Annotated in this window: 28 protein-coding genes; 15 read left to right on the plus strand and 13 right to left on the minus strand. The window is 43.0% G+C overall.

Translation table 11 applies throughout. The annotated features are described in order from the left end of the window. Positions 1 to 33: 33 nt before the first annotated feature. Both AACT23_RS16930 and AACT23_RS16935 read right to left on the minus strand, forming a co-directional pair. The gene (locus AACT23_RS16930) at positions 34 to 1182 is read right to left on the minus strand and encodes a mannitol-1-phosphate 5-dehydrogenase (protein WP_094128592.1); all 1149 of its coding nucleotides are present in this window, start codon (positions 1180 to 1182) and stop codon (positions 34 to 36) included. Between the two features lie 116 nt (positions 1183 to 1298). Continuing rightward, the gene (locus AACT23_RS16935; protein WP_019280793.1) at positions 1299 to 3248 is read right to left on the minus strand and encodes a PTS mannitol transporter subunit IICBA; all 1950 of its coding nucleotides are present in this window, start codon (positions 3246 to 3248) and stop codon (positions 1299 to 1301) included. A 639-nt stretch (positions 3249 to 3887) separates the two neighbouring features. Between AACT23_RS16935 and AACT23_RS16940 the strand changes: the two genes are divergently transcribed. After that, entirely contained in the window at positions 3888 to 4835 is a 948-nt protein-coding gene (locus AACT23_RS16940; protein ID WP_094128595.1) for a M23 family metallopeptidase, read from the plus strand. Positions 4836 to 4843: 8 nt separating this feature from the next. Then, positions 4844 to 5140, plus strand: coding sequence for a bactofilin family protein (locus tag AACT23_RS16945; protein WP_305951630.1), 297 nt, complete (start codon positions 4844 to 4846; stop codon positions 5138 to 5140). Between the two features lie 127 nt (positions 5141 to 5267). Here AACT23_RS16945 and nagB read toward each other — a convergent pair whose 3' ends face one another. Next, positions 5268 to 6068: a glucosamine-6-phosphate deaminase gene (gene nagB, locus AACT23_RS16950; RefSeq protein ID WP_013868251.1), complete on the minus strand. Its 801-nt coding sequence runs from the start codon at positions 6066 to 6068 to the stop codon at positions 5268 to 5270. A 311-nt stretch (positions 6069 to 6379) separates the two neighbouring features. On the opposite strand from nagB, the gene AACT23_RS16955 reads away from it, so the two are divergent. Beyond that, complete coding sequence (locus AACT23_RS16955) at positions 6380 to 6631, plus strand: DUF3081 domain-containing protein (RefSeq protein ID WP_094128598.1); 252 nt, start codon at positions 6380 to 6382, stop codon at positions 6629 to 6631. A gap of 266 nt (positions 6632 to 6897) precedes the next feature. Here the strand turns inward: AACT23_RS16955 and AACT23_RS16960 are convergent, their stop codons facing one another. Beyond that, positions 6898 to 7257, minus strand: a complete 360-nt coding sequence (locus AACT23_RS16960) for a DUF413 domain-containing protein (protein WP_013868249.1) — start codon at positions 7255 to 7257, stop codon at positions 6898 to 6900. 148 nt (positions 7258 to 7405) lie between these two features. Between AACT23_RS16960 and AACT23_RS16965 the strand changes: the two genes are divergently transcribed. The 5 genes from AACT23_RS16965 to AACT23_RS16985 all read left to right on the plus strand — a co-directional run bounded on the left by AACT23_RS16965 (position 7406) and on the right by AACT23_RS16985 (position 11775). Then, complete coding sequence (locus AACT23_RS16965; protein WP_013868248.1) at positions 7406 to 8296, plus strand: LysR family transcriptional regulator; 891 nt, start codon at positions 7406 to 7408, stop codon at positions 8294 to 8296. Between the two features lie 166 nt (positions 8297 to 8462). Beyond that, on the plus strand, positions 8463 to 9827 hold the full coding sequence (locus AACT23_RS16970) for an AlkA N-terminal domain-containing protein (protein WP_445286084.1): 1365 nt from the start codon (positions 8463 to 8465) through the stop codon (positions 9825 to 9827). A 1-nt stretch (position 9828) separates the two neighbouring features. Continuing rightward, on the plus strand, positions 9829 to 10320 hold the full coding sequence (locus AACT23_RS16975; RefSeq protein WP_094128604.1) for a methylated-DNA--[protein]-cysteine S-methyltransferase: 492 nt from the start codon (positions 9829 to 9831) through the stop codon (positions 10318 to 10320). Beyond that, entirely contained in the window at positions 10317 to 10724 is a 408-nt protein-coding gene (locus AACT23_RS16980; protein WP_094128607.1) for a hypothetical protein, read from the plus strand. Before AACT23_RS16975 ends, AACT23_RS16980 begins: the two co-directional genes overlap by 4 nt. A gap of 184 nt (positions 10725 to 10908) precedes the next feature. Further along, positions 10909 to 11775, plus strand: coding sequence for a glycerol kinase (locus AACT23_RS16985; protein WP_176428664.1), 867 nt, complete (start codon positions 10909 to 10911; stop codon positions 11773 to 11775). Between the two features lie 79 nt (positions 11776 to 11854). On the opposite strand, the gene AACT23_RS16990 is transcribed toward AACT23_RS16985, so the two are convergent. The 3 genes from AACT23_RS16990 to AACT23_RS17000 all read right to left on the minus strand — a co-directional run bounded on the left by AACT23_RS16990 (position 11855) and on the right by AACT23_RS17000 (position 13836). Further along, positions 11855 to 12286 carry a YccF domain-containing protein gene (locus AACT23_RS16990; protein ID WP_026027764.1) on the minus strand — a complete coding sequence of 144 codons (432 nt, stop codon included), beginning with the start codon at positions 12284 to 12286 and terminating at the stop codon, positions 11855 to 11857. Positions 12287 to 12359: 73 nt separating this feature from the next. Next, entirely contained in the window at positions 12360 to 13082 is a 723-nt protein-coding gene (locus AACT23_RS16995) for a sulfite exporter TauE/SafE family protein (protein ID WP_013868241.1), read from the minus strand. A gap of 115 nt (positions 13083 to 13197) precedes the next feature. Beyond that, the gene (locus AACT23_RS17000) at positions 13198 to 13836 is read right to left on the minus strand and encodes an NAD(P)-dependent oxidoreductase (RefSeq protein WP_094128613.1); all 639 of its coding nucleotides are present in this window, start codon (positions 13834 to 13836) and stop codon (positions 13198 to 13200) included. Between the two features lie 125 nt (positions 13837 to 13961). Between AACT23_RS17000 and AACT23_RS17005 the strand changes: the two genes are divergently transcribed. The 6 genes from AACT23_RS17005 to makE all read left to right on the plus strand — a co-directional run bounded on the left by AACT23_RS17005 (position 13962) and on the right by makE (position 19585). After that, positions 13962 to 14849, plus strand: coding sequence for a LysR family transcriptional regulator (locus tag AACT23_RS17005; protein WP_094128616.1), 888 nt, complete (start codon positions 13962 to 13964; stop codon positions 14847 to 14849). Positions 14850 to 15474: 625 nt separating this feature from the next. Then, positions 15475 to 15855, plus strand: coding sequence for an alpha-pore-forming tripartite toxin MakABE regulator MakD (gene makD, locus AACT23_RS17010; protein WP_094128619.1), 381 nt, complete (start codon positions 15475 to 15477; stop codon positions 15853 to 15855). Positions 15856 to 15879: 24 nt separating this feature from the next. Further along, on the plus strand, positions 15880 to 16275 hold the full coding sequence (makC, locus tag AACT23_RS17015) for an alpha-pore-forming tripartite toxin MakABE regulator MakC (RefSeq protein WP_013868236.1): 396 nt from the start codon (positions 15880 to 15882) through the stop codon (positions 16273 to 16275). An 11-nt stretch (positions 16276 to 16286) separates the two neighbouring features. Continuing rightward, a complete protein-coding gene (gene makB / locus AACT23_RS17020) occupies positions 16287 to 17351 on the plus strand; it encodes an alpha-pore-forming cytotoxin subunit MakB (protein ID WP_017049337.1) in 1065 nt (354 codons plus the stop codon). A 12-nt stretch (positions 17352 to 17363) separates the two neighbouring features. After that, positions 17364 to 18473, plus strand: a complete 1110-nt coding sequence (makA, locus tag AACT23_RS17025; RefSeq protein WP_017049338.1) for a cytotoxin MakA — start codon at positions 17364 to 17366, stop codon at positions 18471 to 18473. 50 nt (positions 18474 to 18523) lie between these two features. Further along, complete coding sequence (makE, locus tag AACT23_RS17030) at positions 18524 to 19585, plus strand: alpha-pore-forming cytotoxin subunit MakE (RefSeq protein WP_094128622.1); 1062 nt, start codon at positions 18524 to 18526, stop codon at positions 19583 to 19585. A gap of 35 nt (positions 19586 to 19620) precedes the next feature. On the opposite strand, the gene AACT23_RS17035 is transcribed toward makE, so the two are convergent. The 5 genes from AACT23_RS17035 to AACT23_RS17055 all read right to left on the minus strand — a co-directional run bounded on the left by AACT23_RS17035 (position 19621) and on the right by AACT23_RS17055 (position 23722). Then, positions 19621 to 20856: an aromatic amino acid transport family protein gene (locus AACT23_RS17035; protein WP_212754901.1), complete on the minus strand. Its 1236-nt coding sequence runs from the start codon at positions 20854 to 20856 to the stop codon at positions 19621 to 19623. Positions 20857 to 21318: 462 nt separating this feature from the next. Next, a complete protein-coding gene (locus AACT23_RS17040) occupies positions 21319 to 22182 on the minus strand; it encodes an NAD(P)-dependent oxidoreductase (RefSeq protein ID WP_094128625.1) in 864 nt (287 codons plus the stop codon). 167 nt (positions 22183 to 22349) lie between these two features. Next, on the minus strand, positions 22350 to 23066 hold the full coding sequence (locus AACT23_RS17045) for a YebC/PmpR family DNA-binding transcriptional regulator (protein ID WP_017044945.1): 717 nt from the start codon (positions 23064 to 23066) through the stop codon (positions 22350 to 22352). Positions 23067 to 23155: 89 nt separating this feature from the next. Continuing rightward, positions 23156 to 23365: a DUF3283 family protein gene (locus tag AACT23_RS17050; RefSeq protein ID WP_017046863.1), complete on the minus strand. Its 210-nt coding sequence runs from the start codon at positions 23363 to 23365 to the stop codon at positions 23156 to 23158. A 159-nt stretch (positions 23366 to 23524) separates the two neighbouring features. Further along, positions 23525 to 23722, minus strand: coding sequence for a PA3496 family putative envelope integrity protein (locus tag AACT23_RS17055; RefSeq protein WP_017043498.1), 198 nt, complete (start codon positions 23720 to 23722; stop codon positions 23525 to 23527). Between the two features lie 355 nt (positions 23723 to 24077). Between AACT23_RS17055 and AACT23_RS17060 the strand changes: the two genes are divergently transcribed. Further along, complete coding sequence (locus tag AACT23_RS17060) at positions 24078 to 24533, plus strand: transcriptional regulator (RefSeq protein WP_094128629.1); 456 nt, start codon at positions 24078 to 24080, stop codon at positions 24531 to 24533. Positions 24534 to 24720: 187 nt separating this feature from the next. Here AACT23_RS17060 and AACT23_RS17065 read toward each other — a convergent pair whose 3' ends face one another. Beyond that, entirely contained in the window at positions 24721 to 26697 is a 1977-nt protein-coding gene (locus tag AACT23_RS17065; RefSeq protein ID WP_017043500.1) for a replication initiator protein RctB domain-containing protein, read from the minus strand. Positions 26698 to 26898 lie beyond the last annotated feature (201 nt).

A 26898-nucleotide genomic window follows, 5' to 3' on the forward strand; every position in this document is an offset into this window, starting at 1 on the left:
AGGGCATTAGCGCCCTCCAAAGTATTTATGTGATTAAAGCTGTTTGTAGATCGCTTCAATTTGCTTAACCTGCTCGCTCTGCTCATCTAACCCTGTGTAATGGGCCAGTGTTTTACATACGCCATATTGGTTCAATGATGTTTGAAGCTCGACCGCTTGAGGATCGCTGTCGTTGGTATACTTAAGGGCCGCCGCAATCCCTTTCAATAGCATTTTGTTTTCAACACCGTACTCGATTGTACCGAGTAATGGCTTGATTAATCTATCATTGGGGCCTAATTTTCGTATTGGCTGACGACCAACGCGATCCACTTCATCCACCAAATATGGGTTGGCAAAGCGGCTCAATATTTTTTCGATATAAGCGGCGTGCAATTCACGGTCAAAACCGTAACGACGAATGAGTACTTCACCGCTTTCATGCATGGCTTGCTTCACTTGCTGACGAATTGCAGGATCTTCAATTGCTTCACGAATCGTCTTATGACCACTCAAACAACCCAAATAGGCGGTAATGCAGTGCCCAGTATTTAGAGTGAAAAGTTTACGCTCAACAAAAGCCATCAGATTATTGGTTTTTTCCATCCCTTCAATGTCGGGGATCTCACCTTTAAATTGCTGTTCATCAACAATCCATTCGCTGAAACTTTCAACCGTCACGGCCAACGGGTCATCGTTCGCGGCTTCGACAGGTGGCACAATGCGATCCACCGCGGAATCGACAAAACCAATTAACTCATCGGTTTTAGCATGCAGCGATGGGTCTAGATATTTATACACTTCGCCTTTCAGGTGTGTTGTACCGCGCACCATGTTTTCACAAGCGATCACATTGAGTGGCTGTTCATTGCCCGCTTCAAATCTTTTGGTGATGCCTTTGGCGATCGTTTTCGCAATGATATCAAGCACTGCAGGGCCGACAGCTGTAGTGACTAAATCCGTTTTTACAATGCGATCAATCACATCATTACTGGCTGAATTCACCGCAGTGACATGAGTGACAGTATCAATTTTGCACTCAGAACCCACTACCTTTACTTTGTATTCTTGACGATGACTCAATTGATCGACCAAAGGTTCATTGACATCGGCAAAAGTCACTTCAATGTCTGCATCGGCCAATAATTTACCAATAAAACCACGACCAATGTTACCCGCGCCAAAATGTACTGCATTTTTCATAATCTTACCTACCAAAAACTTATCTAAAAGAGAAAAGAGCGCTTAATACTTCAATTGAGGTGAGGTCAGCAGTATAGGGGAACAGCCGACCTCGTTTTGCCTCAGGAGCAAAAGCGTTACGCTGCTTGGTTACCCGATAGGATGGCCAAGATATCGCTCACGTCTCTGGTTGAGGTGAGCTTCTCGATAGCATCAGGCTCATCGAGTGCGTTGGTAATGGTGGTAATAACTTGAATATGTTCATCATTTTTGGCGGCAATACCGATAACCAGTTTCGCTACGCCATCTTGGTCGTCCGTAAACTGCACACCAGCAGGATATTGGCAAATCACAATACCCGTTTTAATCACACGGTCTTTGGCGGCGACGGTACCATGAGGAACGGCAATCGATTCTCCAAGATAAGTGGATACCATTTTCTCACGTTCAAACATGGCATCAACATACTCAGGCTCCGCATAGCCAAGCTCAACTAACTTATTGCCAGCGAAACGAATGGCTTCTTCTTTATTAGCGGCATTCAAACCTAAGTGAATGTTTTCTTTTTGGATTTGAAAAACGGACGGTTTTTGAATTTCAAAGCTGTCGTCATTCGCAGCGAGGATGGATACTTTAATCACATCGCTATCATTCGCCGCCTTAGGGCGTTGAGCTGCCAAAAGCTTAGTCACAAGCTGGTTGTACATTTCACTGTCTAAAAAGTTGCTCAGTGAAATATGCTGTGCACTGGGTGCATGTGTGCGTGCGCGGCCAGTCAGGTCTTTATGAGTAATCACGATTTCTGCGTTCTCCGGCAAACTATTGATGGCAAGGTTAGTGACGTGAATCGCTAAGCCCGCATCTTTGATTTTTTTACGCAGCATGCTTGCGCCCATTGCGCTTGAACCCATACCCGCATCGCAAGCAACAATAATGCTTTTCACGTTGGCTAAATCAATATTGCTTTTTTGAGAAGCCGTCGTCACATTGCCCTTTGCGCTCGATTTCATCTCTTTCATTTGTGATGTGGCTTTTTCTAACGCCGCTTCATCACCTTCTTCCTCGGTGCTGCTCTGTGCTTTCATCAATAATGACGCAACGGTAAAGGACACACCTGCCGCACCAAATATTGAGCATAATACACCAACAATCGATCCTTTCTGTGTCATCAGTAGTACTGCAAAGATAGAGCCAGGAGACGCTGGAGAAACAATACCTGCATTGAAGAGAGTCAAAATGAACACCCCTGTCATACCACCAGCAATCGCTGCAAGAATCAGACGTGGATTCATCAGTATGTATGGGAAATAAATCTCATGGATGCCGCCGAAGAAGTGAATGATGGAAGCGCCACCAGCTGTTTGACGTGCTGTACCTTTACCAAACACCATGTAAGCCAACAAAATACCGAGACCAGGGCCAGGGTTTGCTTCAATTAAGAAGAAGATTGACTGCCCCATTTCACTGGCTTGTTGAATACCTAACGGTGAGAAAATACCGTGGTTAATCGCGTTGTTAAGGAACAAGATCTTCGCGGGTTCAACAAAAATAGAGGTGAGTGGTAAAAGGTGTGCTGAAACTAGGAAGTTTACGCCTGCCGCTAAACCACCAGAGAGCACTTTGACAAATGGCCCAATAAGGTAAAACGCCAAGATTGCGCCAAGCATACCAATAATACCTGCCGAGAAGTTGTTTACCAACATCTCAAAACCGCTTTTTACTTTACCTTCAACACGTTGGTCAAAGGTTTTGATCGCCCAACCACCCATAGGGCCAACCATCATGGCTCCCATGAACATGGGGATATCTGTTCCGACAATCACACCCATTGTGGTGATGGCACCGACAACAGCGCCACGTTCTCCACCAACCAATTTACCACCCGTGTAACCAATCAGCAGTGGTAATAAGTAAGTAATCATCGGCCCAACCATAGATGCTAACGTTTCATTCGGTAGCCAACCTGTTGGGATAAATAGTGCGGTTATAAAGCCCCACGCGATAAACGCGCCAATGTTTGGCATAACCATGTTAGATAAGAAGCGACCAAAATTTTGTATCTTGATCTTTGCATCTGGTGATATCATGTGGATTCCCCGTTCGATGTTCTGATGAATATTGTTGTTGTAACGGTTCTGCGAAAAACCGTTGATTGCTTAGTACACAATCAATTTACCACACAATTTCATTCTGGAACTGACGACGGGTTTTTCGTGATCAGCCCCTCATAAATCCTAGCTTACAAATCATTTCTTCGTGATCATGGTCATTAATTTGACATGTAAATTTACAACAAAAAACAAAAATACAACTTGTCAATAAGATTTAAACGATCAATATCATACTTTTTGAATTTTAACTTTTAATGAAAAGGAGATTTAAATCACAATTTCACTCTAATTATTAAAAATTAAAGAACCAAAAGTGATAAACATCACAATTACATCTTTATTTCACTAATCGAAATAAAGCCACCACTTCCATATTGTCTATTTTGTAACTTATATACACAAAACCATATTAATATTAGCTCATACATTAATATGGCTTTTTTTACTAACAACATCGGATCTTCTTCTAAAAGCAGGCCAAGGATACGCTCCAATTCACAAACCGAACAATAAGAGGTGGGACGAGTATAGCCTTACAACGCAAAATGTTTTGACCCTGAGCATTCCCTGTTAGAATCGGCTGTACTGTTAACCATAGACGCTGTGAACGAATTCATGAAAGAAAGAGTGGTTGTTTCCGTTTCATCCATCCATGGGACGAAGCACTTTCATCTCGGTAAATGGTTCCGACATTTTTTAAAAGGTTTTGGCTATGTGCTGGTTGCCAGCATTCTCGCCACTGGCGGCGTTATCTATTACCTTCTTGATGAAGTTGATTTTGCTAAACTTAAGCAACAAGAGTTAGAGAGCCAGTCGATGTCACTGACCGAAGAAGTCACCTCTTTAAAGGAGCTAAAAAGCAGCTTAGAGAATGACCTGCTCGAACGAGAAGAAAAGATGCAGGTTGTTTCAGACAGGCTCGGCGATCTTGAAAAAGTATTGGGGATGGATGAAAGCGGAGCGGAATTAGAATCACGTTTAGACACCGCTGCTATCACTTCTTCAGTTAGAATGGTGATGCTGACCCAAATACCCAGCGGTGCACCTGTGCATAATGCGAGAATTTCGTCAGGATACGGTGAGCGTATTCATCCTGTCACTGGCAACGTCAAAATTCACCGCGGGCAAGATTTTGCGGTTAACATAGGCACGCCAATTTATGCACCAGCCGATGGTGTTGCCGAAGTCACTCGCGCCAGTGATAAAGGGTCAGGCAATTTTTTACGCTTACAGCACTCTTATGGATTTACCAGCTCCTATTCTCATTTGCAAAAATTTGCCGTGAAAGGGGGCGATTTTGTACAGAAGGGCGACTTAATTGCTTATTCTGGAAACAGTGGGTTATCTTCTGGCCCACATTTGCACTATGAAATTCGATTTGTCGGCCGTTCATTAGATCCAAGACCTTTTGTTGATTGGGGCGTGAATGATTTTGAAACGATATTTAGTAAGGTAAGAGGTATCCGATGGGAATCTTTAGTAAACAAAGTCGAGCTAAGAGTCAGCACTCAGCTACAACTCTCATCGCAAAAGGCTGTTCCATTAGTGGGGAACTCAGGTTAGAAAGCGACATTCAAATTGACGGGTCGGTAGAAGGTCAATTGCACGTTGATAAAACCATCGTCATTAGTGAAACAGGCACGGTTAATGGTGAGCTGTACGCAGGCCACATCATCATTAATGGCGAGTTCCAAGGCACATGTCACGCGACTAAAATTGAAATTTTAAGCAAAGGGAGCGTCACAGGGTCTATTTATAGCGACGACTTGAGCATTGAACAAGGTGGGCGCTTTAATGGAGTAACCTACCCTGCCCCGGAGAAACAAGTAGTTGAATTAAAAGAAGCGAAAATCGCTGCTGAAGGTTAATTCAACTACCGATTTCGTTCGCACTTCCCCATTTGATAGAAAGTCCCATTTGCTACAAAGTGTAAAAAGGCCTGCTGATGTTAGCAGGCCTTTTGTTTATGAATGTCCTTTCTCAGCTGGGAGAGACTTAGAAACCTTCGATATTTTTTGCTTCTAATTCCGCAAAGTATTTTACGGTTTTCACTTTTAGTTCTTGAGTCGATGGTTCATCACATACAATCACTGATTTCGCGTGAAGTTGTAGTGCGGAGACTGTCCACAAATGGTTGACGCTTCCTTCCACGGCCGCTTGCAAAGCCAGCGCCTTATTGTGGCCTGTCACCAAAATCATGATCTCTTCTGAATCTAGCAGTGTGCCTACACCAATCGTTAGCGCGTATTTAGGAACTTGGTTGATATCACCATCAAAGAAGCGAGAGTTTGCAATGCGTGTATCTTCTGTCAGTGTCTTAATGCGAGTGCGTGACGAAAGTGAAGAAGCAGGCTCGTTAAACGCGATGTGCCCATCATTACCCACACCGCCCATAAATAGATTAATGCGGCCGTATGATTTAATTTTGTCTTCATAGCGCTTACATTCTGCATCAACATCTGGTGCGTTGCCATTCAGTAAGTTGATATTTTCTTCTTGAATATCAACATGATTGAAGAAATTGTTATACATAAATGAGCGGTATGACTCCGGATGATTTTCAGGAATACCAATGTATTCATCCATATTAAATGTCACGACATGCTTAAAGCTCACCTCGCCTGCTTTATGCATTTCAATCAGTGCATTATAAGTCGTCAATGGTGTACCACCAGTAGGTAAACCCAATACAAAAGGACGGTCTGCCGTTGGGTTGAATGCGTTGATACGTTTTACGATGTGTGCTGCTGCCCACTTGCCGACTTGTGCAGCCTGTTTTAACGGGATAAGTCTCATGATTGGCCCCTAGTTATTGGAATATTATGGTGTAATAGAACATTAATTCGCATTATAAAATAAGTATTAGGTAACTGCCATTGTTTTAGGTCAAATTTTCGTTCTTTCTTCAAATCTCAACCAGAAATGCGCTTAAATTTGTAGCAATTTCTACAGGTACGCTTAACTAATACGGCACATGCTATAACCAAATGAGATAAAAATTCATCTATAAAATTAAGTAAAGTTTGAGTCGCTATCACTCCACTATCTGGCGAAGCGTGCATTCATTACCCATACTTGGAGTAACAAGCAAGAAAGGAGCAAATGCCATGAAAAACGAACTTGAACCCGCGAAAATTCTCCATGCTTATGAAACAGTAATGGCGCATGGTACACCGACTGAGTTCGGGAAAATCTATGAAGGTATCGAAGCTTTTTCAGACTATGGCGGCTATAACATTTACATGCAAGGAAATGGTGTGGAGCTAAAAGTTGGCTTCCACAATACCTACCATCTCGATTATGACCAAGAGCATCTACGCGACAGCTTTTTGAAAAAAGTAGCCATTTTGGCTAAGTAGCGGTGTTGACCCAGCTCATGGATTGGCTAAGCGCGACCAAATGAGCAGAGTGGCGATAATGCAAAGCCCGAGTGAGTCATCAATACTAGGGCTTTGAGCGAAAGCACTTTTCTCATCTTGATTGAGTCACACTCTTTTGCACAGAGATCTCTTATATGAAAGGCGATGCAAGCGAATTTGTCAGCCTTATTGAGACAATAAGGCTGAAGAGATAAATGAGAAAGCTGACCAAATTACGGCTTAAGATCCTGCATTAGAGATACAGATTAATCTTCTTCCGTTAAGCTGACTTCTTCATCATTATAATCGTCACCACTTTCCGGTTTATTGCGACCGTTCAACGTATGGAAACGCTTACGACCACGAGCAAGTTGAGTGTATTTTAACCAGACACGCTCTAACTTAGATTTCGCTTTACCTGGGTTTTCAATCGCCTTAACAAAATGAGCTTCTTCGGCATTCTCTGGCGTGAGTTCACCAGATTCAAGACCAAGCATGGTACCACCATAAATGGCGAGAAGTTCTTCTTCTGCAAGAGTAAAATCACCAGACTTAGCAAAGCCTCGTGGAAACTTTGTATTGTCGTAAAAACGTTTTTTTCCGTGACGGAATTCAGTCTCAGACATATCAACCTCATGTGAATGGCGCTACTACCATGTAGCGATAGATCACGCGAAAATTAGGCGTAAATCTCCGAAAAGAAAAACAAAAATTTTTTATCGTCATAATTGCACTTCCTTGTTAATCTGACGGGGTAATTTCAGAGGATTTAATATGGATGTAAAAGTTTTTCGCACTTTTCTCGAACTCGCCAAAGTACGTCATTTTGGGCGAGCAGCTGAAAACCTTTATTTGACCCAAGCCGCCGTCAGTGCACGCATCAAGCAATTAGAAAATTATTTTGATGCTCAACTGTTTACGCGTGATCGCAACAACATAAAGCTCACATCGGCAGGAGAACGACTCGTTGGCTATGCCGAAGTGATGGTGGCAACCTTGCAACAAGCCAAGTTTGAGCTCTCTTTGGAAAATGGCCGAGCTTTACAGCTGACATTAGGGGGAACGCCCAACGTTTGGGATGCTCATCTACAAAACTGTTTAAGCGTTGTGACTGATGCTTTTAGCGGTTATGGCTTTATGGCGGAAGTTATGGGGCGCGAGCAGCTCAACCGCAGCCTACTGGAGCGTACCTTAGATATGGCGTTTGCCTTTGACCCAATTAAAGCCGAAGAGCTAAACTGCAAAAAAGTCGCAGATTTAGTACTTGTGTTGGTTTCGACGCGTCCTGACACATTGGAAACCGCCTTTGATAATAAATACGTGTACGTCGATTGGGGAAGCCGTTTCGCTTCCGAGCATGCTGAGCGACATCCGAAGACGCCAACCCCCTATTTACGCACCTCGACCGCTCGTATCGCACTTGATTTCATTTTAGAAAAAGGGGGAAGCGCTTACCTTCCTACTTCACTTGTTGAACCTTTTATCCACTCTGGCCAATTGTATCGAATTGACAATGTGGAAGATTGGCAGCGTCCCATCTTCCTCAGCTACCGAAAAAACAGCTCATCGATAGAAGCCATTATGCAAGTGGAAAAGTTAGTCAAAAACATCAACCCTAGTAGTGCTTACTCATTACAACAAGCGGGCGAGGTCATTCTCGACTGACCCAAAAAATTCATAACGCTGTAGCGGGTATTGAATACAGCGTTATGAATATCCTTTTTCAAGAGAAGCCGCAGAAAAAGCCATCCAGTTCCGAAAATGGCTAGTATCGACAGAATTCATGCATACACTTAGCTTAATAAAAACTGCATAAGGCTCGTTATACCAAATGGCACTATGGATGGAACTCGATAAAGAACAATGCCAACAAGCTCGCACTAGCCGTGATCCGCGATTTGATGGACGATTTTTCGTTGCCGTCAAAACAACCAACATCTTTTGTCGCCCAATATGTCCGGCAACCCTGCCAAAAGAAAAGAATGTTGAATACTTCGCCAACTCCGCACTGGCTCTACGAGCGGGTTATCGGCCATGCCTGCGTTGCCGCCCAGACAGTGCACCTCATTCTTGGGCATGGAAAGGAGTTGAAACCACCTTCTTGCGTGCAATCAAGCTTATTGAGCAAGGTGAATTACAATCGAGCAATCTGGCTCAATTTGCCGAACGTTTGGGGATCAGTGACCGCTACCTACGACAACTGTTTCAAACTCATTTAGGAGTGTCACCGAAACAATATGCTCAGTACCATCAGTTGATGTTTGCTAAGCAGTTGTTGCATTCCAGTGCTCTGTCCATTACCGATATAGGATTCGCTTGTGGGTTCAACAGTACCCGCCGCTTTAACGATGCGTTTATCAAAACGTTGCAACTGACCCCCAGCCAAGTGCGGCAATCTAAAACTGCATTGATGACAAAAAACCTATTAACACTCTCTTTTCGCGGCCCTTTCGATTGGCAACATATGCTAGATTTCTATCGATTACGTGCAGTAAACGCCATTGAACAGGTCAGTAACAATCATTATCAACGCACCTTCAACATACACAATACGACTGGCTGGTTTCGTGCCAGCTTAACCTCTGAGACCCATTTAGAGGTTGAATTCGAGTTGCAAGACATCACCAAACTGCGTTACTTGGTGGCAAAACTACGCCGCCTATTTGACCTCGAAGCCGACATCAGCCACATCGAGGCCTATTTGGAAGACTGCGCTCCGGGTTTAGTCACTCGTTCAGGAATCCGTATTCCCGGCGTTTGGAATTGTTGGGAAGCGGGAGTCAGAGCTATTTTAGGTCAACAAGTTTCGATAAAAGCAGCCATTCGCCAGCTCAACCTGTTAGTCGATGCGGTAAACCCAGCTCAAAATACGAGCAGTTACTTTCCAAGCCCGGAACAAATCGCACAGCTTGACTTGCACTTTTTAAAGATGCCACACAGCCGAAAAGAGACCTTAACACGCTTTGCTCAATTCATGTGCCAACACCCTGAAGCCGATGTGGATGCTTGGCTTTCACTAAAAGGTATTGGGCCGTGGACCGTAAACTACGCTAGGTTAAGAGGTCAGTCCGATTCAGATTGCTTTCTAGACACTGATTTGGTGGTTAAGAAGGCATTAAGCCATTTTCCTGAGCTGAACGCAGACAAGGTTTCACCTTGGGGAAGTTACGCCACCTTTCACTGTTGGAATTACTAATATGAATCGCTTCACCCACTATCACAGCCCCTTAGGAATCATGACATTGCAAGCTTGCGAGCAAGGTTTGTTGGGGGCTTGGTTTGAAACCGAAACCACCATGCCAACAGAGTTAGGGGTAAAATCCGAACACTGCACTATACTCATCAATACTATCAAACAGTTAGATGAGTACTTTTCCGGGAAACGGACTATATTTACTTTACCTTTAGCGGCAAAAGGCACCGAGTTCCAACAATCTGTGTGGCAAGCATTATGCAAGATACCTTATGGCGAAACTTGGAACTACCAACAGATTGCAGAGGCGATCGGTAACCCCAAAGCCGTAAGGGCTGTCGGCTTGGCCAATGGTAGAAATCCAATTTCGATCATCGTTCCTTGCCATAGAGTGATCGGAAAAAGCGGTAAACTCACTGGCTATGCGGGGGGCTTAAACCGTAAAGCGAGCTTATTAGAACTTGAGCGAACAACAACAGAGGTTGCAGCAACATGATAAGATCTACGGCAAAATCAATCAGTATTCTCGTCCTTACAGCCACTTTACAAGGCTGTTTTCAAGATGACCTTGAACGTTGGTTAAACCGTGAAACTTATGAGTTCAAAGGGACTTATGACAACCAGTTCAATGATGACTTATTAATTTTCGAAGAGGGTATTGTACGTGCTGAATCTGAAACTCAGCACTGGTCTCGCGCTTACAGCGTGGATGGTAATCAACTGACGATCCAGCTACGCAATAACTCGAAAGAAAAACGAGAAGATATCGTGCTTGTGATCCATGGCAAAGGAGAAGTGCTCACATGCAGTGTCTGCGCCATGTATAAATTGAGTAACGTATGGGTAAAAACAGGCAATGTTGAAGCCAAACCGTCTGGAGTAGAAAACGCGAGCCAATAACTCGCGTTAACGCAATGACCAGTTCTACTCACTCATGTTTACCCGCACCTAAGCTCAAAAATTAAGCTTTTATCTATTTTAAAAACCATCGCACACACTCGCTCTGTCATTTACCCAAAATTCAAGTAAGGTAGAGATATCAGACTGTTGAATTAAATGGATCTCGTGAAATAAGGAGATAATGATGGCAGAAAAACTGTCAACCTCGGCACTGGCTAAATTGCGCAATACCGACGCTAAACAACTATTCAGTAACCTCCAAAAAGCAGGGTACATTAACCGCTTCGACAACAAGTGGCTATTAACAGAACTGGGAGCAAAATTTGGCGGCGAATACGCCCAGCACACGCAATATGGCCAATTTATTGTCTGGCCGGAAAACTTGCTCGTCGACACACAAGCCACCAGCGGGAAAACGTTAAGTGCCACTCAGCTTGGCGATCATTTCAGGCTCAACCCCAAAAAAATAAATCAACTATTGAGTGAGTTAGGCTGGATATCTAAAACAGAAAAAGGCTGGCAAGTAACGGAGGCTGGGCTCAGAGCTGGCGCCCAGCAACGTGAAGACAAAGCTTCTGAGCAATTATTTGTTGTTTGGCATGATACGGTGACTCGCCATAAACGCCTGAAACAATCCATTGTCGAATTTTTAGGGCAAGAGGCTCGCAGCCAATCGACCGATAAATCATTGTCCCACTTTCGCCAAAAATTTGAGGCAAAACATCGCACCTTAGACGGCCACTATGTTCGCTCAACCGGCGAATTATTGATCGATAATTGGCTCTATTTGGCGGGCGTCGTACACGCTTATGAGCGTCAGTTGCCGATAGAAGCTGATGTGATGTGCGATTTTTATCTGCCAACAGGGAAAGTCTATTTACAATATTGGGGTTCAGATAGTGGCGCAACCAACGAAAAAACGCGCTTACAAACTCAAGCGATTTACCACGATCACGGCTTTGCTCTGATTAATATTCATCCGCAAGACATTGCGCATTTAGATGACATTCTGCCTAGAAAACTGCGAGAGTTTGGGATTAAAGCGTATTAATCGCGTTGGCAAGATGCCCCCTTCCCCTCGTCACTGAGAGAGCAACACGAGAGAAAAGGAGCAAAAAACAAAACCTATATTAACGATAAGAAGAATAGCGAGCTCTCGCCGCCTCTTCTTTCGGGACGATGGTTTTACCAATCGGAGCCAAAGAAATAACCGCGAGTTTCAAATGCTGTAGTGCGAAAGGGATGCCAATGATGGTAATAAAACACGCCACCGCCGATAAAATATGACCAACGGCTAACCAAAAACCAGCGAAAACAAACCAAATCACATTGCCGATTAAGCCAAATGGGCTGGTACCAATATCTTGCTGATTGGTCAATTCATCACGGGAAATCGCCTCTTGCCCAAAAGGAAAAAACGAAAAGTTACCGATAACAAAGCAAGCACGCCCCCATGGAATGCCAATAATGCTGATAAAGGCAAGGAGACCAAAAAACCACCAAGCGAGCCCCATAAACACTCCGCCCAGTAAAAACCAAATAATATTGCCGATTGTTCTCATCACTACTACTCCGTATAAAATAGACCCATAAACCCTTTCAGTATCATTGCATGACCTGAACGGAAGATTAACGCTAGGCTAAACCATGCCATACCGCCGTAACGCCGCTTATCGTACAAAGCAGCAACGCAGCGAAACGGATGTTATCTTTGGGTAGTGATTGCGTGGTCATCATCGCCAACTTATAACCCAACCAAGCTGAGGGGATAAGCGGAATCGTTATCCATAAATGATGTAACGTCAGAAAACCTGCCGGTATTTGAATAATCAAAGAGATGATCGAGCTAAACACAAAAAATGCCGAAAGATTGCCACGCAACTGATTCGCTTCTTGATGCTGTAGGATCAACGCCATCGGCGGCCCACCAATCGCGGAACTGGTGCCAAAGAAACCGGAGAAAAAACCCGCAATACCCATTTTTATCGGGGTCGGTTCGATGCGATACGGCAATAAACTAACAGCCACGGCAAATAACACCAATAAACCAAGCCATAACGCCAGTACATCCGTCGAGACTAAAACCAGAAGGATACCGCCCGCAATTGAACCGGGAACGCGACCAATCAGCGCCATTTTTAAACCGCCGAGCTCAATGTTCGAGCGATGCTTTAAGGCGTTCAAGATAGAAATAAACAGCGCCACGATACAAATGGGGGCTGGAACGTAATCGGCGGAGATCAAGAACAGCAAGGGCGCTGCGACGATCGCTAAACCAAAACCAATCGCCGTTTGCACAAATGAACCCAAGAAAATAAGAAACATGGCGATAAGCGCCGTACTACTGAACATTTCCATTAAAATGCCTATAAGCGAAACAAAGAAAAGTAATGCCCATAGAGAGCATTACTTCGTTCACGTTATCAGCAATTTTCGATCAAGAGAATAGCCAAATGGATCTATCGGTCTGGTATCAGTAAGCAACACCAATACGTTGACGAGGGTGAGCGGTACTTTCTAACTCATCGATCATCGCGAGGGCATAATCACTGACTGAGATTTTGCTGTTACCTTCAGCATCAGACAATAGAGCGTCACCGCCCACACGGTAAGCACCTTGTTTCTCACCCGGAAAAATCTCAGCGGCCGGGCTAACAAATGTCCAATTAACCTTGCTTGTACTCGCACGGAAGAGATCCAACGCTTCGCCTTGCGCTAATGCTTCCCCTTTGTACTCTTCAGGGAAACCTTCTACGGTCACCAATTTGATACCGGGAGCGACTTCCAATGAACCCGCACCACCAACCCACAGTAGGCGATCCACACCCACTTGCGGTAGATCTGACAGCAGTTTCTGCGCTGTAGCCGCAACAATATCGTGGTTGCCCGCTGCACGTCCGCCGATAGAAGCGATCACGACATCAACACCTGCTAACGCAGCGCTAATTTTTGACAAAGGCTGTTGTAAATCAAATTGTTGAACGCTAACACCTTCAGCATCAACTTTACTTGAATCACGCACTAACGCGATCACCTCGTGGCCCCGTGCTTTTGCTTCATTGACAATGTGACTACCAATCCAACCTGATGCGCCTAATACTGCAATTTTCATAATTTATTTCCTCATTCGGTTTCTGTTTCTCGACAACAATTGTAGTCTAGTAGTTAAACGAAGGAGGAAAAACACCCAAAAATGATGTAGATTGTATCAATATTCGTATCTAATAAAGGCCTACCATGGACAGACTAACCGCCATGCGCAGTTTTATCGAAGTGGCAAATACTGCCAGTTTTACCAAAGCCGCAGACAACTTGAGCTTAAGTCGATTACAAGTGTCACGTCATGTCCAAGAAGTTGAGGATTGGTTAAAGCAGAGGTTACTGCACCGCACGACACGCAAAGTCAGCCTAACCACCGCCGGTGAAGAGGCTTTAATCCGTTGCGAACAAATTTTGCACCAAACTGCCGAACTTGAAACACGGGCGTTGGAACAGTCACAACTCTTAAACGGTACCATTCGCATTGCCGCGCCGATAGGCCTTGCTCAAAACATGTTATTGGCCGTTGTTGAAGACTTCACGCAACGACACCCCAATGTGTTAATTGACATTGTCGCTTCAGATCGCCTTTCACAACTGGTCGATGAACGCGTGGATATTGCCCTGCGTTTTACCCAACAGCCGGATGATACGCTCATCGCTCGCCGTTTAATGAGCGTCGGCACCGTCATATGCGCTTCCCCTAGCTATCTCAGCCAACACCCTCCTATCAATACACCCAATGACTTAACCCAGCACAACTGCTTTGTGCACATGAGTAATAACAAGTGGGATGTGGTTAAAGACAATGAACAGATCTCTGTCACCGTGAATGGCAACATCCGCGCTAATGATATGGAAATTTTATGCCGTGCTGCCCTACATCACAAAGGCATCGTACGGCTACCATGCGATCTTGCAAATGTCTTTATCGCCTCAGGAACACTAGTACGCGTTTTGCCAGAGTTTCACAGCCCAAGCAGCGCACTATGGGCTGTGTATCTTTCTCGTAGCTATCAAACCCCATTGGTTCGCCAATTCATTGATTTCATCGCTCAAAGCTGGAAAAACGATCTCATCGCTTAGCGTTAAGTCATTCTAGCTAATAATTTAATCAATATTATTAGCTAGATTAAACATAGTGTTAATGCCAAAAATGAAATTATCTATAATTAATATTGTAGATGACCTCATTTATCTCACAGACATACTACCTACCTATTAAAAAGTTAAGTAAAAATAAAAATATATTTTTACTTACACTAAAACAATCAACAATAAATGTTGATAAGTTACTTAATACTATTAGTAAAAATAACCAGCATTGTTGAAATCATCATTTAACCCTGAAATAAAAGTTTCATCAAGTAAATGAGCATTTATTATCCCTTTCAATATCTCACGAAAAAACATGATTAAGCTAGCAAATTAAGCGCTTAATAAATAACAAAAATGAAATTAAACTTAATATCTATCCATGAATATCATTATAAAATTATTTTATGTACATACTGATATGTACATATTAGTTATGCAACCTTGATTAACTGAAATCACTAACTATATTTAGCCACATAAAGATTATAAACATGTAAATATCAACACTAATATCAATAAGATTTAATAGATATAACCAAAAAAACCATTCGAAATGGTTAAATCAGTACAGTGATATTCTGTGGATCCATAAATAAACGTCAGTAGGTATTGAATGAAAAAAATAGAAATACTTATCGTGGTTGATTGTGCCGGAGCATTAGCAACCACGAGCTTAATGGATAACGTTTACTTAATTGATAGTAACCAATGGCTTGGTTCTTGGGATGAAGGAACGTGCCAACTCCACACGGTATCTCAAGATGGTCAGTTTATTTGCTGGCGTAGCTGCGCCATTTCGCCAGATGACGAAGTCAATATAACGGGATTCTCTGGTAACATGATTGATCAAAAAGCTTGCTTACCAAGCCCTGTTAATGACGCATGGGAAGGCAGAGTTCAGACTCGTGGGGATACTGGGCGTTATCTATATACCATTTCTCTTTCAATAAACGGAATAACAATGAATTTTTCACCTTATCTCGAAGTTCAATAACTCCATCTAAATAAGGAACATTGTATGAAAAAAGTAGAAATACTCATGGTCGTAGATGCAGCAGCAGCGCTTGCAAGTCGAGATCTGCAAAGTAACATTTATCTCATTGATACAAATAAATATATGGGCTCGGGTAATGAAGGCCAAGCTGAGTTAAAAACAGCCTGTAAAGACGGCCAATTATTATGCTGGCGAGTTGTCGCTATTTCACCAGACAATGAAGTTGATATTGTCGAGTTTAATGGGCAAATGATAAATGACAGAGTTTGTATACCCACTAAACAAGGACTAAGCGGTGATGAATTCTGGGAAGGCCGAGTTGAAGCGCAAGGACAAGCCAGCACACAACAATACAATGCGACCTTGTCTATTGATGGTGCAAGATTAACGTTTGATCCTTTCCTCGTTATTTCACTGTAGAGGGCGAACTCATGTTAAGCCCAAATGTTGATACCGCATTAAATATGCTGACCGACGTATATACTGATTTTTTAGGTATTAGTAACTACGATGCAACGTGCAACTCTCTCTTTATTGGCCATGTAGCAAAAGATCCAAACTGGCTCGTAGAAGTTCGAAGCAGGACTGAGATCTTAAGAGCGGTAATGAATGAGTTTATGCAGCAAAAGCCTAAAATTTTTGCGCAAATTATTACATCGTTTATTAATTATCAGACCACGTTCGATGCCTGCGCACAAAACAGTAAGGCGATAACAAGTACGAAGCAATGGATTGAATGCTTACAATTATTGCAAAAAACGTTAAAGCAAAATATCACGTTAACAAATGAAGCTCAGCAAGTTTTCACGAAATCTTACAGCCAAGCGAAAAATGCAGAGGAGCTGCTCGCATCCAGCATTCAAGATGGCTGGAATGAACTTGCGAGCGAAGAACAAGCAATGGTACGCATTGCAACAGAGATAGGCTCTCTATCGCAATCCATTGCCAGTTTAGGAGCCAATGTCACGGCGGCCCAATTAAGAGCAGGAAAAGCTTACATACAAAGTATGGTAACGATTTCCTACGGTGTCGTAATGGGAGCAACGACGTCTGTACCATTCCTTTCCTTTGCTGGTGCGCTATTCACGGTTGGTTACAGTGCATACAGCACAATATCGAGCGCGAAAGAGGTACAACAAGATTTAGACAAACTCACTCAATTACAAACACTAGCCAGTGAAGAAGCACAAGCGGCTGCCATTACTAAAGCCATTATTCAAACCCTCAGCAACATGAGCGAAGAATTCCTAAAGATTGATGATAACTTGCCAGCACTTTCATTGTTATGGCAAGACGAATTAGACAAGGTAAACGAACTGATCAACGCCTTACAAAGCGGTTCAGACCCAGCCCTATTGACTGATTTGCAAACCATCAAGATTGCTTCAGCCTCATGGAAAACCATTTCAGAATTTGTGCAACTCATTAGTTTACCGCCAAACGTTGGAAAACCCGTTTTAGTCAACACACTAAATAACACCATTCAAGAACAGTAAAGGAGATACACAATGTCACAACAAGTTACTCAGTTGAACCCAACACAGCAAACCACTCAATCTGCATTTTTGGCAACCACAGTCATCACAGCGCAGTGCCATGCCATTTTAAACACACAATTTACGCCACCTACGGTAAAACCAGATTGGTTTGATGACCTGAGTAAAAAATTAGACTCAGCAAAATTGGTTGCTAAGCAATGGATTGACGATTTGGGACCACAAGTATCAGCATCGATTCCCTCTAGCGTAATTAATTTTGACGCCACTTTCCAAGCATCAATCGATGCCATTCATGAGTTATATAAAGCGGATCCAACAGCAAGTGGCAAAGACAATACAACGGTTCAGCAAGCCTCACAGATTATGACCGCCCTATCTTCTCAAGTCAGCGGTATCGAAGCCACTGTCAAAGGGATGAATAAGGAACTCTCTGATTGGGGGGTGAAAATGCAAGCAGCACATGATGACTTAGTCAATGGTGCGACCAATATTCAAAAAACAATTATCGATTTACAAACAGATATTGAAAGTATGAATAACGCAATAGACAACAATCGTGCAGCCATTGAGAAACTGAATAAAGATCTAGTCTATGCACAAGTTGCGGTTGGTGTTGGCATCTTTATGCTCGTCGCAGGCGTTGCGCTTACCATCGCAACCGCTGGTACCGCAGCTGTAGTCTCCGGCGGTATCGCAGCCGTTGGCGCGGCATCGATTATTGCTGGTGGTGTTACGTGGGGCGTATTACAAAATCAAATTGATGATGACTACGACAGCATCGCGCAAGAACAAAAGCAAAAAGCTGAAGATCAACAACAGATTATCGCTTTACAGGGGCTTTCCAATGCCAGTAGCGCCGTCGTTTCAGCGATTGAAACATCGACATCAGTATTATCTGATTTTGAAACGACGTGGACTGTCTTTGGTAACGAGTTAGATGATGTAGTAACCAAGCTTAATAATGGTGCATCCATGCAGAGCATTATTATGGAAAAAGTGATGTCTGACGCAGCGAAAAACGAATGGGATGATGCAGTTGAACTTGCTAAACAGCTAGCTAGCGCAAAAATAGCTATCGAAACGAAAGAGTTAGCACCTGCAGTAAAACAAGCAGCTTAAACATTACTAAGGGGGGTTACGCCCCCTTTTATTCTTTTTCGAGGACTATCATGAATCAATCAGCCAGCGAGCAACTTCAAACCGACATTCCTGCATCTATTAGCGCTATGGTGTTACTAAATTCTGCATGCCAAGGCGTTGTTGAAACTTATATTGATCAAGGCAATGCAGAACATTTGTATGCTCAGGTAGAACAAAATTTAAATGCGGTGCAAAAACTGGTACGACAATGGCGTTTGAGTGGTAATTTATATTTTTCAAATGACATTATGGACAGTGTTCTTTCCATTGCGAATACATTCAAAGATTCTAATGTTCAAATTTTAACGTTATTCAAAGCACTAGAAACCCGTTTTGATACCGCCCAACTACAGCAGCTCACTTCATTAATCTTAACATTACAAAATCCGATTCAAAGTCTTACATCAAATATAAAACGTTATGATGAGGGATTGAATGCTTGGGCTCGCCAAGTGGAAGATGCTCATAACACATTGCAACAAACTATTGCACAGATCCAGCAAGAAGAAGTTTCAATCCAAGCAGAAATTATCGCCACCAACGCCCAAATTGATCTAATGAAACAGCAGATAGCAGCATTTAAAACCGCCATTGCGAATGCTCAATCGCAGCGTAAGAAAGGGATATTTGAAACGATTTTTGGCGTGGTGCTTGCTCCGTTTACACTGGGAGGTTCTTTGATATTGGCAGGGTTTGGTGTTAGCTCTATTGTAGAAGCACAAAGTGAAATATCTAGCCTACAAAGCGATATCCAATCATCTTTAAATACCATCAACCACGATCAACAAACGCTCTCTCAAGATCAACAACAAATCGCGTCTCTCAATGCCCTATTGCTAAGTGTCGATCAAGTTAACAACGATTGTGCGGCGATCAGCCGATCCTTAGATACACTACAAACCACGGTGCTCAGTTTATACAATGAAATCAACAACGTCGTTTCTAACCTTACCAAAGCACAAGATTCACAAGCGGTCATTCTGGAGCAAGTTTGGTACCAATCAGCTTACAATGAGTGGCAAGATATTCTGGAGGTAGCATCAACGCTCAATAATGCACAACCTCAAATAACAAAAGCTCAAATCAAGTAATTGATTTGGCTCCAGTGACGGAGCCAATGGCTGATTTAATTGAGCAAATTATAAAGCAATGCCGATACCGCCAATAACCCTATTGCCATGACAAAGGGTGTACTCATCTGCTGTTGATACTTCGCCAGCGATGGCACTTTGAATACAGCAATCATCGGCATAATAAACAGAATCATAGCGATCACGGGGCCTGAAAACGCTTCCATCATTCCCAGAATGCTGGGGTTGAGTATCGCGACAATCCAAATCGTGACAAACAAAATCGCAATGGTGAGTCGCCCAGCAAGACGCAATGACAGGCCAAAGTTTTTACACAACAGCCCAGTCAGGCTTTCTCGCGCACCAAGGAAATGCCCTAAAAAGGAAGAGGTAATGGCAATAAACGCCACTAAAGGGCCTAGAGTGGCGATGAAGGGATTATCTGTGACATTGGCAAGGTAAGTCAGCACTGAAATATTTTGCACTTTTGCTTCTTGCAATGCTTCTGGTGATAAAGCCAATACGCAAGAAAACACGAACAGCAAGACAAACAGAATTAATACAAGGCTGGTGTAACGCAGAATCTGCTCTGATTTTTTATCCGCTAGCGCGCCATAATGACGACGTTGAACATTGGCAAAACTTGAGATCGCCGCTGCATGGCTAAAAGAAAACACCACGACAGGAATGGCTAGCCACACTGTGTGTAAGAAATCACTCGTTTGCGGCAATGCTAATGACGGCACTGACCAATACGGGATCAAATAGAGCGAGAGAAATAATAAAATAGCCGCCAATGGATAAACCATAACAGCAAAAGCGCGCAACATGATCTTCTCGCCACCCAGCATAATGGCAATTAACGCAAAGACTAAGCCACCAGAAAGCAGCACCCGAGGGGGAGCCACCATCTGCGCTTGATTAACCAAAAAGCTATCAACCGTGTTAGTTAGACCGACACCGTAAATCAGTAAGATTGGGAAAATAGAGAGGAAATACAGCAAAGAGATCAAGCGACCAGCCCTTTGGCCAAAGTGTTCTTCAACAACGTCGGTAAAATCAGCATTAGGACGGCGCGATGAGAGAACAAAACGAGCAAGACCACGATGAGAGAGATAAGTCATCGGAAAAGCGAGTAAGACCATTAACACTAATGGCCAGAAACCACCTAACCCAATGTTGATTGGCAAAAATAGAATGCCAGCCCCAACGGCCGTACCAAATAAACTGAGTAGCCAATAGGTGTCGTGTTTAGTCCAATTGGAAATCTGAACATGACTAAAATGAGCCATTTCCTTAGTGTCTTTCACTGCTTTTTCACTTATATAAAAATAATAATGTCGCGAATCCTACTCCTATTAATCATTATGATCATTTTGAGACCTTGGTCATAATCACTATAATCAAGGGGCTTGGCTTGGATTGAAAACCATGAAAACACCGAATTAACAGCATATTAAACTGGATTCGTGTGACTTTATTGAAACTAAAAACCAAATTTTAATATTTTTCAGTAAATGTAATTAGTTGACGATTCATCCAGCACAGTCACGCACAGCAAACAAAAATGAAGGACATTTGTCCTCCCTAATCGGTAGGCGATCATGGTTTTATACAATTGTTTTTCGAAAAGAGGCACACAGATAGACACTGTAGGTATGCGGGGCCAGAAGATAAATAGGAATCGATTTATAGGTTTACAGTGTAAATGGCCCTAAATAGGGCCAATTGAGTCTATCTCTGAGCTGTGATATTTATGAATTAACGGCTTTGATAAGGATAGAAGTATCCATTCTTCCCTCACCTTGCTCAGACAAGGCTTGGTAAGCATGATAAGTTTTTTCTGTCATCGGCAATTTTAGATCGTTTCGTTGCGCTTCATCCAAACAAAAGCCCAAGTCTTTGATCATCCAATCAATGGCAAAGCCGTAATCAAACTTACCTATTGACATATTCACAGCGCGGTTTTCCATCTGCCATGAACCTGCGGCTCCATTTTTCAAACAATCAACCAAAACGCCAATATCTAGCCCTGACTTTTCCGCTAAGATCAATCCTTCCGACAGACCATTTAATACGCCAGCAATGCAAATTTGATTGACCATTTTTGCGCGTTGTCCTTGCCCTGCTTTCCCCATCAGCACCGATGACTTGCCATAAGCATGAAATACGGGTTGCAGCTGCTCAAACAGTTCGGCATCTCCACCACACATAATGGTTAGCACACCATTTTCAGCCCCTGCTTGGCCACCAGAAACAGGAGCATCCATAAAGCGAATGCCCGCTTTATGAGCCGCAGACGCCAGCTCTTCGGCTAACAGTGCCGATGTGGTGGTGTGATCAACCAAAATTGCGCCGCGTTTCATCGCCCCTATCGCGCCGCCGTCACTGGTCGTCATGCTACGGACATCATCATCATTGCCAACGCAGGTTAAAACCACATCGGCATCTTGCACGCACTCTGCGACTGTTTGCGCTGCATGCCCATGATACTGCTGCGCCCACTGCTGCGCTTTAGCTTGAGTGCGGTTGTAGACGCTAACATCAAATCCTGCGTTTTTTAGATGCCCAGCCATAGGGTATCCCATAACCCCTAATCCAATAAAACTGACTTTCATTAACTTCTCCTTTTATTATTACCCAGCAGCCCAAACGGACGAACACACGTAACTGAGTGTGGGCTGTATGTATCCTTGCGTCATTCTCTATGAATAAGACCACGGTTAGCAATGCACAGATAAAAAAAAGCCGAGTCAATCACTCGGCTTCTCATTAATTCGCTCTATTACAGCTCAGCGTTATGGTAAACCTGTTGTACATCATCACAATCATCTAGCATGTCGAGGAACTTCTGGAATTTCTCCGCCTCTTCGCCCGTGACCGGTGTGTGTGTTTGTGGAACGAACGTGATTTCTTCCACATCGATAGTCAAATCAGGGAACTGATTATTTAGCGATGTTTTCACTTTGAAGAATTCAGTGTTAGGTGCAAATACAGTGATCACACCATCTTCCAGTTCAACATCCGTCACATCGACATCATCCATCATCAGTGCTTCAAGGATAGAATCTTCATCATCCCCTTTGAACTGAAATACCGCTTGGTGATCAAACATGTGTGATACGGTACCTGGAGTACCAATTTTCGCACCCGTTTTAACAAAGCATTGACGCACATCTTGGAACGTACGGTTGCCGTTATCTGTTAAGCAGTCAACGATAACACTTGCGCCGCCAGGGCCAAAACCTTCGTAACGAGCAGGTTGGTAGTCTTCACCACCACCACCACTGGCTTTATCTAGCGCTTTATCAATAACGTGGCCTGGAACTTGGTCTTTCTTCGCTTTTGTGATCAGGTGGCGCAAAGACAAGTTCATGTCTGGGTCCGAACCACCATTTTTTGCACACATGTAAATTTCTTTACCGTATTTGGAATAGACTTTAATTTTTGCGCCTTGAGTTTTCGCCATTGAGGCTTTGCGCACTTCAAAACTTCTTCCCATAGGGATGATCTCTCTAATTCAATTTAACGCGAGGGATTTTAGCAAAAAGTGGGATCATTTCAATTTTCCACTTAGCAAAGACATGAATGCTACGCAACACCCATCACTCTTTTGTATTTGTTCACCGATTGTAAAAACCACTCTTTTTCGGCCTCACTGGCAATTTTAGACTGCTGCTGAGTGATCGCTTCAGGCCCTGCTTTTCCTTGCTTGAGTTTCCAAACAAGAAAGGAAGCTTGTTTATCGAGCTCTACTTTGTTTTTTTCTTCAGCGGCAAGTAAAGATAGGTTGAAGGACATGAGTTAGCCTAGATCGGTAAATACGTGGCACGAAATATAGCATAGGACATAGGAAAATTAAGAGCATAAATGTGCAATTTATCGGTATGAAATCAAGAAAATTGGAAAATATAAAGGGTGGCTATGCGCCACCCTTAGGGGATTAATGGTGAGAACTCGTCAGTGAAGTATGCCTAGCTCCTTCGCTTCTTCAATGGTTAAACCACTTTCTCGAATCTCTCTTAATGCTTCAATACGACGGCGAGCTTCGGCTGATTTAAGGTTTTTAACTGGTTTTTGAGTTTCTACTTCTTCCGTGAAGTCCCACTTATTTGCAATATCAGTCATTTCGTCATGGTCAATAGAATTTATGGACATTGTTACCTCCGAACAAACCACGTAAGGGACATGTAATCTGTAGCAAACGACATTTGATTTGTTAAGCATATTTCGTCCATATTGTGATTTTGGCGATGGTTTAGAAACCTTATTTTTAAAACTATTAATATTACTTTGCCAACCTTGCTAGACGAGGCTAAATTTAAATATTACATACATGAATTCAAGCGTTTTAGCGCTCATTTTATTCTGTTGCATACTATCGCAGTCCCCCCTACCCCACGCTCTTTCAATGTGCTGATTTTTAGCACATGGTTCTCCATTTCTGTTTGGCAAATAAGCTTGAAATGCACCAGACTGTAGTTAATACATTTAAAGTTGTAGGTAAGACGCGATGTGTAAGCTTCACGACTGGTTAACCGAGATCCATCAATGGCATCTGAACAAGCGCTATGATCAGGTGGCTCAATTACAACCTCTGATCCTTAATGCTCCACAAGAGATCTGGGGGCCGGATCTAAGTGATGATCAAAGTAAAGCAATTGCTTGTTGGCTTGATGCTTGCCTGCGCCAATATGAGTACTACAAGCTCATTGACGGTGAGCTTGCCTTCCAATATCTGCAGCTTGCTTACGCTCGTTTTCAGCGTTGCGTCTCGGAGCCGAGTAGTGAAATTGAGTTAAAATCTTGGTGTATAAAACGGATGCAGCAGTTGATGGTACTGAGTTTGGAGCATCTCAATCAACAGCACGTTGATGAGGCCTTATCCCGAAGTTTAATTGATGCTCATGTTCGATTTCTTGCATACTACGCGTGGAACGATGATCAAGGTATAAAGCGAGGGTATTAATTGATTGCAGGGATCACAGGGATCAACAGATAAAAAAATAGCGAGTTATATAACTCGCTAAAAACATATATGAGCCAATCTATTAATTCATCAGATAGGACAAAAGGTTGTCTATTCGTTTTCTATACTAACGAACCTTCTAGAACAAAATGTCAGCTACATGTCAAGGTTGTGTTGTAAATTGGTTTTAAATACCAATAGCGACTTCATCAAGTGCCCGGAATACGGATTCATCTAAATGCCCCTCGTACACTTGCTTACACACTTTGCGACGTACTGCGAGACCCGAGATCAAACGTTCGATCGATAAATGTTTATTCTCGTTTTTCGTGTTATAGAGCTCGATCAATTTACTTAACGTCTCATAAGAGATCGCCTCATTTCCAACCCTCAGCCAATCCAGCTTATCAATCAGCTCTGTACACTCTTCCTTGATGGAGGATGGTGGATGCCCAGTCATTGCTGATAACGCCGTTATACTGCGTTCTAGGGCCTCTGGAGAGGTATATTTAGATAAGGTAATCGTAATTTCATCGGCATTGATCTCTACTAGGTGTTTGCGCTGCTTGACTCTTCGTCCTAGCTTACCCTTTGGAGACGGTGCTTTACGTTGAATCGGTTCAAATTCACCATCAATGATCTCAGAGAGCTCTTCTAATTTTTGCTTAGAAACCATCTCATTGCGCAGTGGGTTAGGCAACGTTGGAGCCATGTTGCGTTTGCCTGCATTGGTGGTACGAGCGCGCGAGTAGCGCAGGACTTCTTCCACATCGCATTTAATGTCGACTTGGTAATCCATCACTTTTTCTTTATCCACCAGTGTGGTGACCGTCAAATGATAGCCCCAAAGATTCACGACAAATAACGAATCGCTGCCCTTTCCTTCCGATAATCGTTTTAGCTCACGGACAAGATCCATCGAAAAACGACGCCATTCGATATTACGGGCCAACTTTTGGTTCAATTCACTCAGTAGCATGCTGTCGGTATGGCGACGCGACATGCGACTGCGAAAATAGGAGTAGAGTTGGAAGACCAACGTATGTTGCTTTAGGATCTCTGGTGGAAACAAGAAAAAGTAATCGCGAGTGAGTAACTCTTCGTAGAATGAAGGCTCCCACACCAAAATGTACAAATTAGGTTTGATCCTAATTTCACCATCAGCGCCTTCCGTTGGCGCTTCTTCAGAAGCGGTGATCGTTCTTGCTAGGAACCGAAAACGATCACTCTTAAATCCTTCTGGCATGTTTTCACTCAGCCAACGGCCTGTTAACTCATGCAGTTGGAAGTCTGTAAATTCAATCCGATCAATACTATCGCGAATAGAATCTCTTGCTGGGCCACTATCTTTTTTACCGCGAAGCGACAAAATGTCAGTAATGTACAATGGGGTTTTATTCGGTGTGTGTTTGGTATTAAGTTGGTAATCTTCTTGGTGATGATCGTGGTATTGCACCGTTAAGGTGAACAGTGCAAACAGTGTCATTAGATCATCGACTGTCATGATATTTTTAGAAGAACGAGTTTCAATGATCGCACGGGTACCAGAAATCGACACCATTGATTTCTGGTAGCTTTTACGAGTTCTCGGTGGAGCTAATGCTTGATCAATGATCCCAGCCCAATTGGTGGGTGAAACCACAAACTGATCCGCTTCGTCTTTCATCGCTGGTGGAATATTTAGCCCATGTTCTGTCAACAAACGCTTATTGACCTGAGTTTGAGCCAGCGCTTTTGAACGCTTGCGTTTTTCTGTCTGTTTTACTGATTCAGTTACCAGACTGGTTGAACCAAGCACAGAGATGAGCTTATTTGGGTTAACAAATTTATGCAGCATTGTCTTGCCAGCTAAACCTTCTTCAAATCTCACCGGGATCTGTTTAAATAAACCAATACTTACTGCAGCACGCAGCCGTTGCTGAATAGCCGCTCTGGTCAATTGGCCATCGGTTGCTTCAATTAACTCTGTTGTCGAGACTAACCCATCTTGGCTGCGGAAACCTCTTAATGAGATCAGGTTAAGAAGTTCAACGATACTTTTGGTAACACCTTTAAAATGTTGGTATTGATCAACCCAATCAACAGCAGTTTCTGAAACTTCAAAAAGATGCCCATCTTTGTGGCTCCTTGGTGCTTTGATCAATATTTTTTCGTCTGCGTTCATTATTAGATCCGTATCACACTAGCCGTAATATCGCTATAGTTCCAATAGAATAAAGAAAAAGAGATCATAAATAAAGAAAAACTTATTGCTTTTAAATAACTGATCTTTTTGATTATTCTGATCTATATTGCTTATATGATCTAATGATCAAGCCTTAATGAGCAGCCTAATTGATTGTTTTATAGGGATAAAAAAAAATCC

It is taken from the genome of Vibrio sp. V09_P4A23P171, assembly GCF_963875615.1.
Lineage (GTDB): Bacteria > Pseudomonadota > Gammaproteobacteria > Enterobacterales > Vibrionaceae > Vibrio > Vibrio anguillarum.

What these genes read in the sequence shown, in the direction of transcription:
- nagB (WP_013868251.1), bottom strand. Translation starts at nt 6,068, where the DNA reads ATGAGACTTATCCCGTTAAAACAGGCTGCACAAGTCGGCAAGTGGGCA.
- AACT23_RS17055 (WP_017043498.1), bottom strand. Translation starts at nt 23,722, where the DNA reads ATGTCCATAAATTCTATTGACCATGACGAAATGACTGATATTGCAAAT.
- AACT23_RS16965 (WP_013868248.1), top strand. Translation starts at nt 7,406, where the DNA reads ATGGATGTAAAAGTTTTTCGCACTTTTCTCGAACTCGCCAAAGTACGT.
- AACT23_RS17040 (WP_094128625.1), bottom strand. Translation starts at nt 22,182, where the DNA reads ATGAAAGTCAGTTTTATTGGATTAGGGGTTATGGGATACCCTATGGCT.
- AACT23_RS17060 (WP_094128629.1), top strand. Translation starts at nt 24,078, where the DNA reads ATGTGTAAGCTTCACGACTGGTTAACCGAGATCCATCAATGGCATCTG.
- AACT23_RS16960 (WP_013868249.1), bottom strand. Translation starts at nt 7,257, where the DNA reads ATGTCTGAGACTGAATTCCGTCACGGAAAAAAACGTTTTTACGACAAT.
- AACT23_RS16955 (WP_094128598.1), top strand. Translation starts at nt 6,380, where the DNA reads ATGAAAAACGAACTTGAACCCGCGAAAATTCTCCATGCTTATGAAACA.
- makA (WP_017049338.1), top strand. Translation starts at nt 17,364, where the DNA reads ATGTCACAACAAGTTACTCAGTTGAACCCAACACAGCAAACCACTCAA.
- AACT23_RS16990 (WP_026027764.1), bottom strand. Translation starts at nt 12,286, where the DNA reads ATGAGAACAATCGGCAATATTATTTGGTTTTTACTGGGCGGAGTGTTT.
- AACT23_RS16975 (WP_094128604.1), top strand. Translation starts at nt 9,829, where the DNA reads ATGAATCGCTTCACCCACTATCACAGCCCCTTAGGAATCATGACATTG.
- AACT23_RS17050 (WP_017046863.1), bottom strand. Translation starts at nt 23,365, where the DNA reads ATGTCCTTCAACCTATCTTTACTTGCCGCTGAAGAAAAAAACAAAGTA.
- makD (WP_094128619.1), top strand. Translation starts at nt 15,475, where the DNA reads ATGAAAAAAATAGAAATACTTATCGTGGTTGATTGTGCCGGAGCATTA.
- AACT23_RS16980 (WP_094128607.1), top strand. Translation starts at nt 10,317, where the DNA reads ATGATAAGATCTACGGCAAAATCAATCAGTATTCTCGTCCTTACAGCC.
- AACT23_RS16995 (WP_013868241.1), bottom strand. Translation starts at nt 13,082, where the DNA reads ATGGAAATGTTCAGTAGTACGGCGCTTATCGCCATGTTTCTTATTTTC.
- AACT23_RS17035 (WP_212754901.1), bottom strand. Translation starts at nt 20,856, where the DNA reads ATGGCTCATTTTAGTCATGTTCAGATTTCCAATTGGACTAAACACGAC.
- makB (WP_017049337.1), top strand. Translation starts at nt 16,287, where the DNA reads ATGTTAAGCCCAAATGTTGATACCGCATTAAATATGCTGACCGACGTA.
- AACT23_RS17000 (WP_094128613.1), bottom strand. Translation starts at nt 13,836, where the DNA reads ATGAAAATTGCAGTATTAGGCGCATCAGGTTGGATTGGTAGTCACATT.
- makC (WP_013868236.1), top strand. Translation starts at nt 15,880, where the DNA reads ATGAAAAAAGTAGAAATACTCATGGTCGTAGATGCAGCAGCAGCGCTT.
- AACT23_RS16970 (WP_445286084.1), top strand. Translation starts at nt 8,463, where the DNA reads ATGGCACTATGGATGGAACTCGATAAAGAACAATGCCAACAAGCTCGC.
- makE (WP_094128622.1), top strand. Translation starts at nt 18,524, where the DNA reads ATGAATCAATCAGCCAGCGAGCAACTTCAAACCGACATTCCTGCATCT.
- AACT23_RS17045 (WP_017044945.1), bottom strand. Translation starts at nt 23,066, where the DNA reads ATGGGAAGAAGTTTTGAAGTGCGCAAAGCCTCAATGGCGAAAACTCAA.
- AACT23_RS17005 (WP_094128616.1), top strand. Translation starts at nt 13,962, where the DNA reads ATGGACAGACTAACCGCCATGCGCAGTTTTATCGAAGTGGCAAATACT.
- AACT23_RS17065 (WP_017043500.1), bottom strand. Translation starts at nt 26,697, where the DNA reads ATGAACGCAGACGAAAAAATATTGATCAAAGCACCAAGGAGCCACAAA.
- AACT23_RS16935 (WP_019280793.1), bottom strand. Translation starts at nt 3,248, where the DNA reads ATGATATCACCAGATGCAAAGATCAAGATACAAAATTTTGGTCGCTTC.
- AACT23_RS16985 (WP_176428664.1), top strand. Translation starts at nt 10,909, where the DNA reads ATGGCAGAAAAACTGTCAACCTCGGCACTGGCTAAATTGCGCAATACC.
- AACT23_RS16940 (WP_094128595.1), top strand. Translation starts at nt 3,888, where the DNA reads ATGAAAGAAAGAGTGGTTGTTTCCGTTTCATCCATCCATGGGACGAAG.
- AACT23_RS16930 (WP_094128592.1), bottom strand. Translation starts at nt 1,182, where the DNA reads ATGAAAAATGCAGTACATTTTGGCGCGGGTAACATTGGTCGTGGTTTT.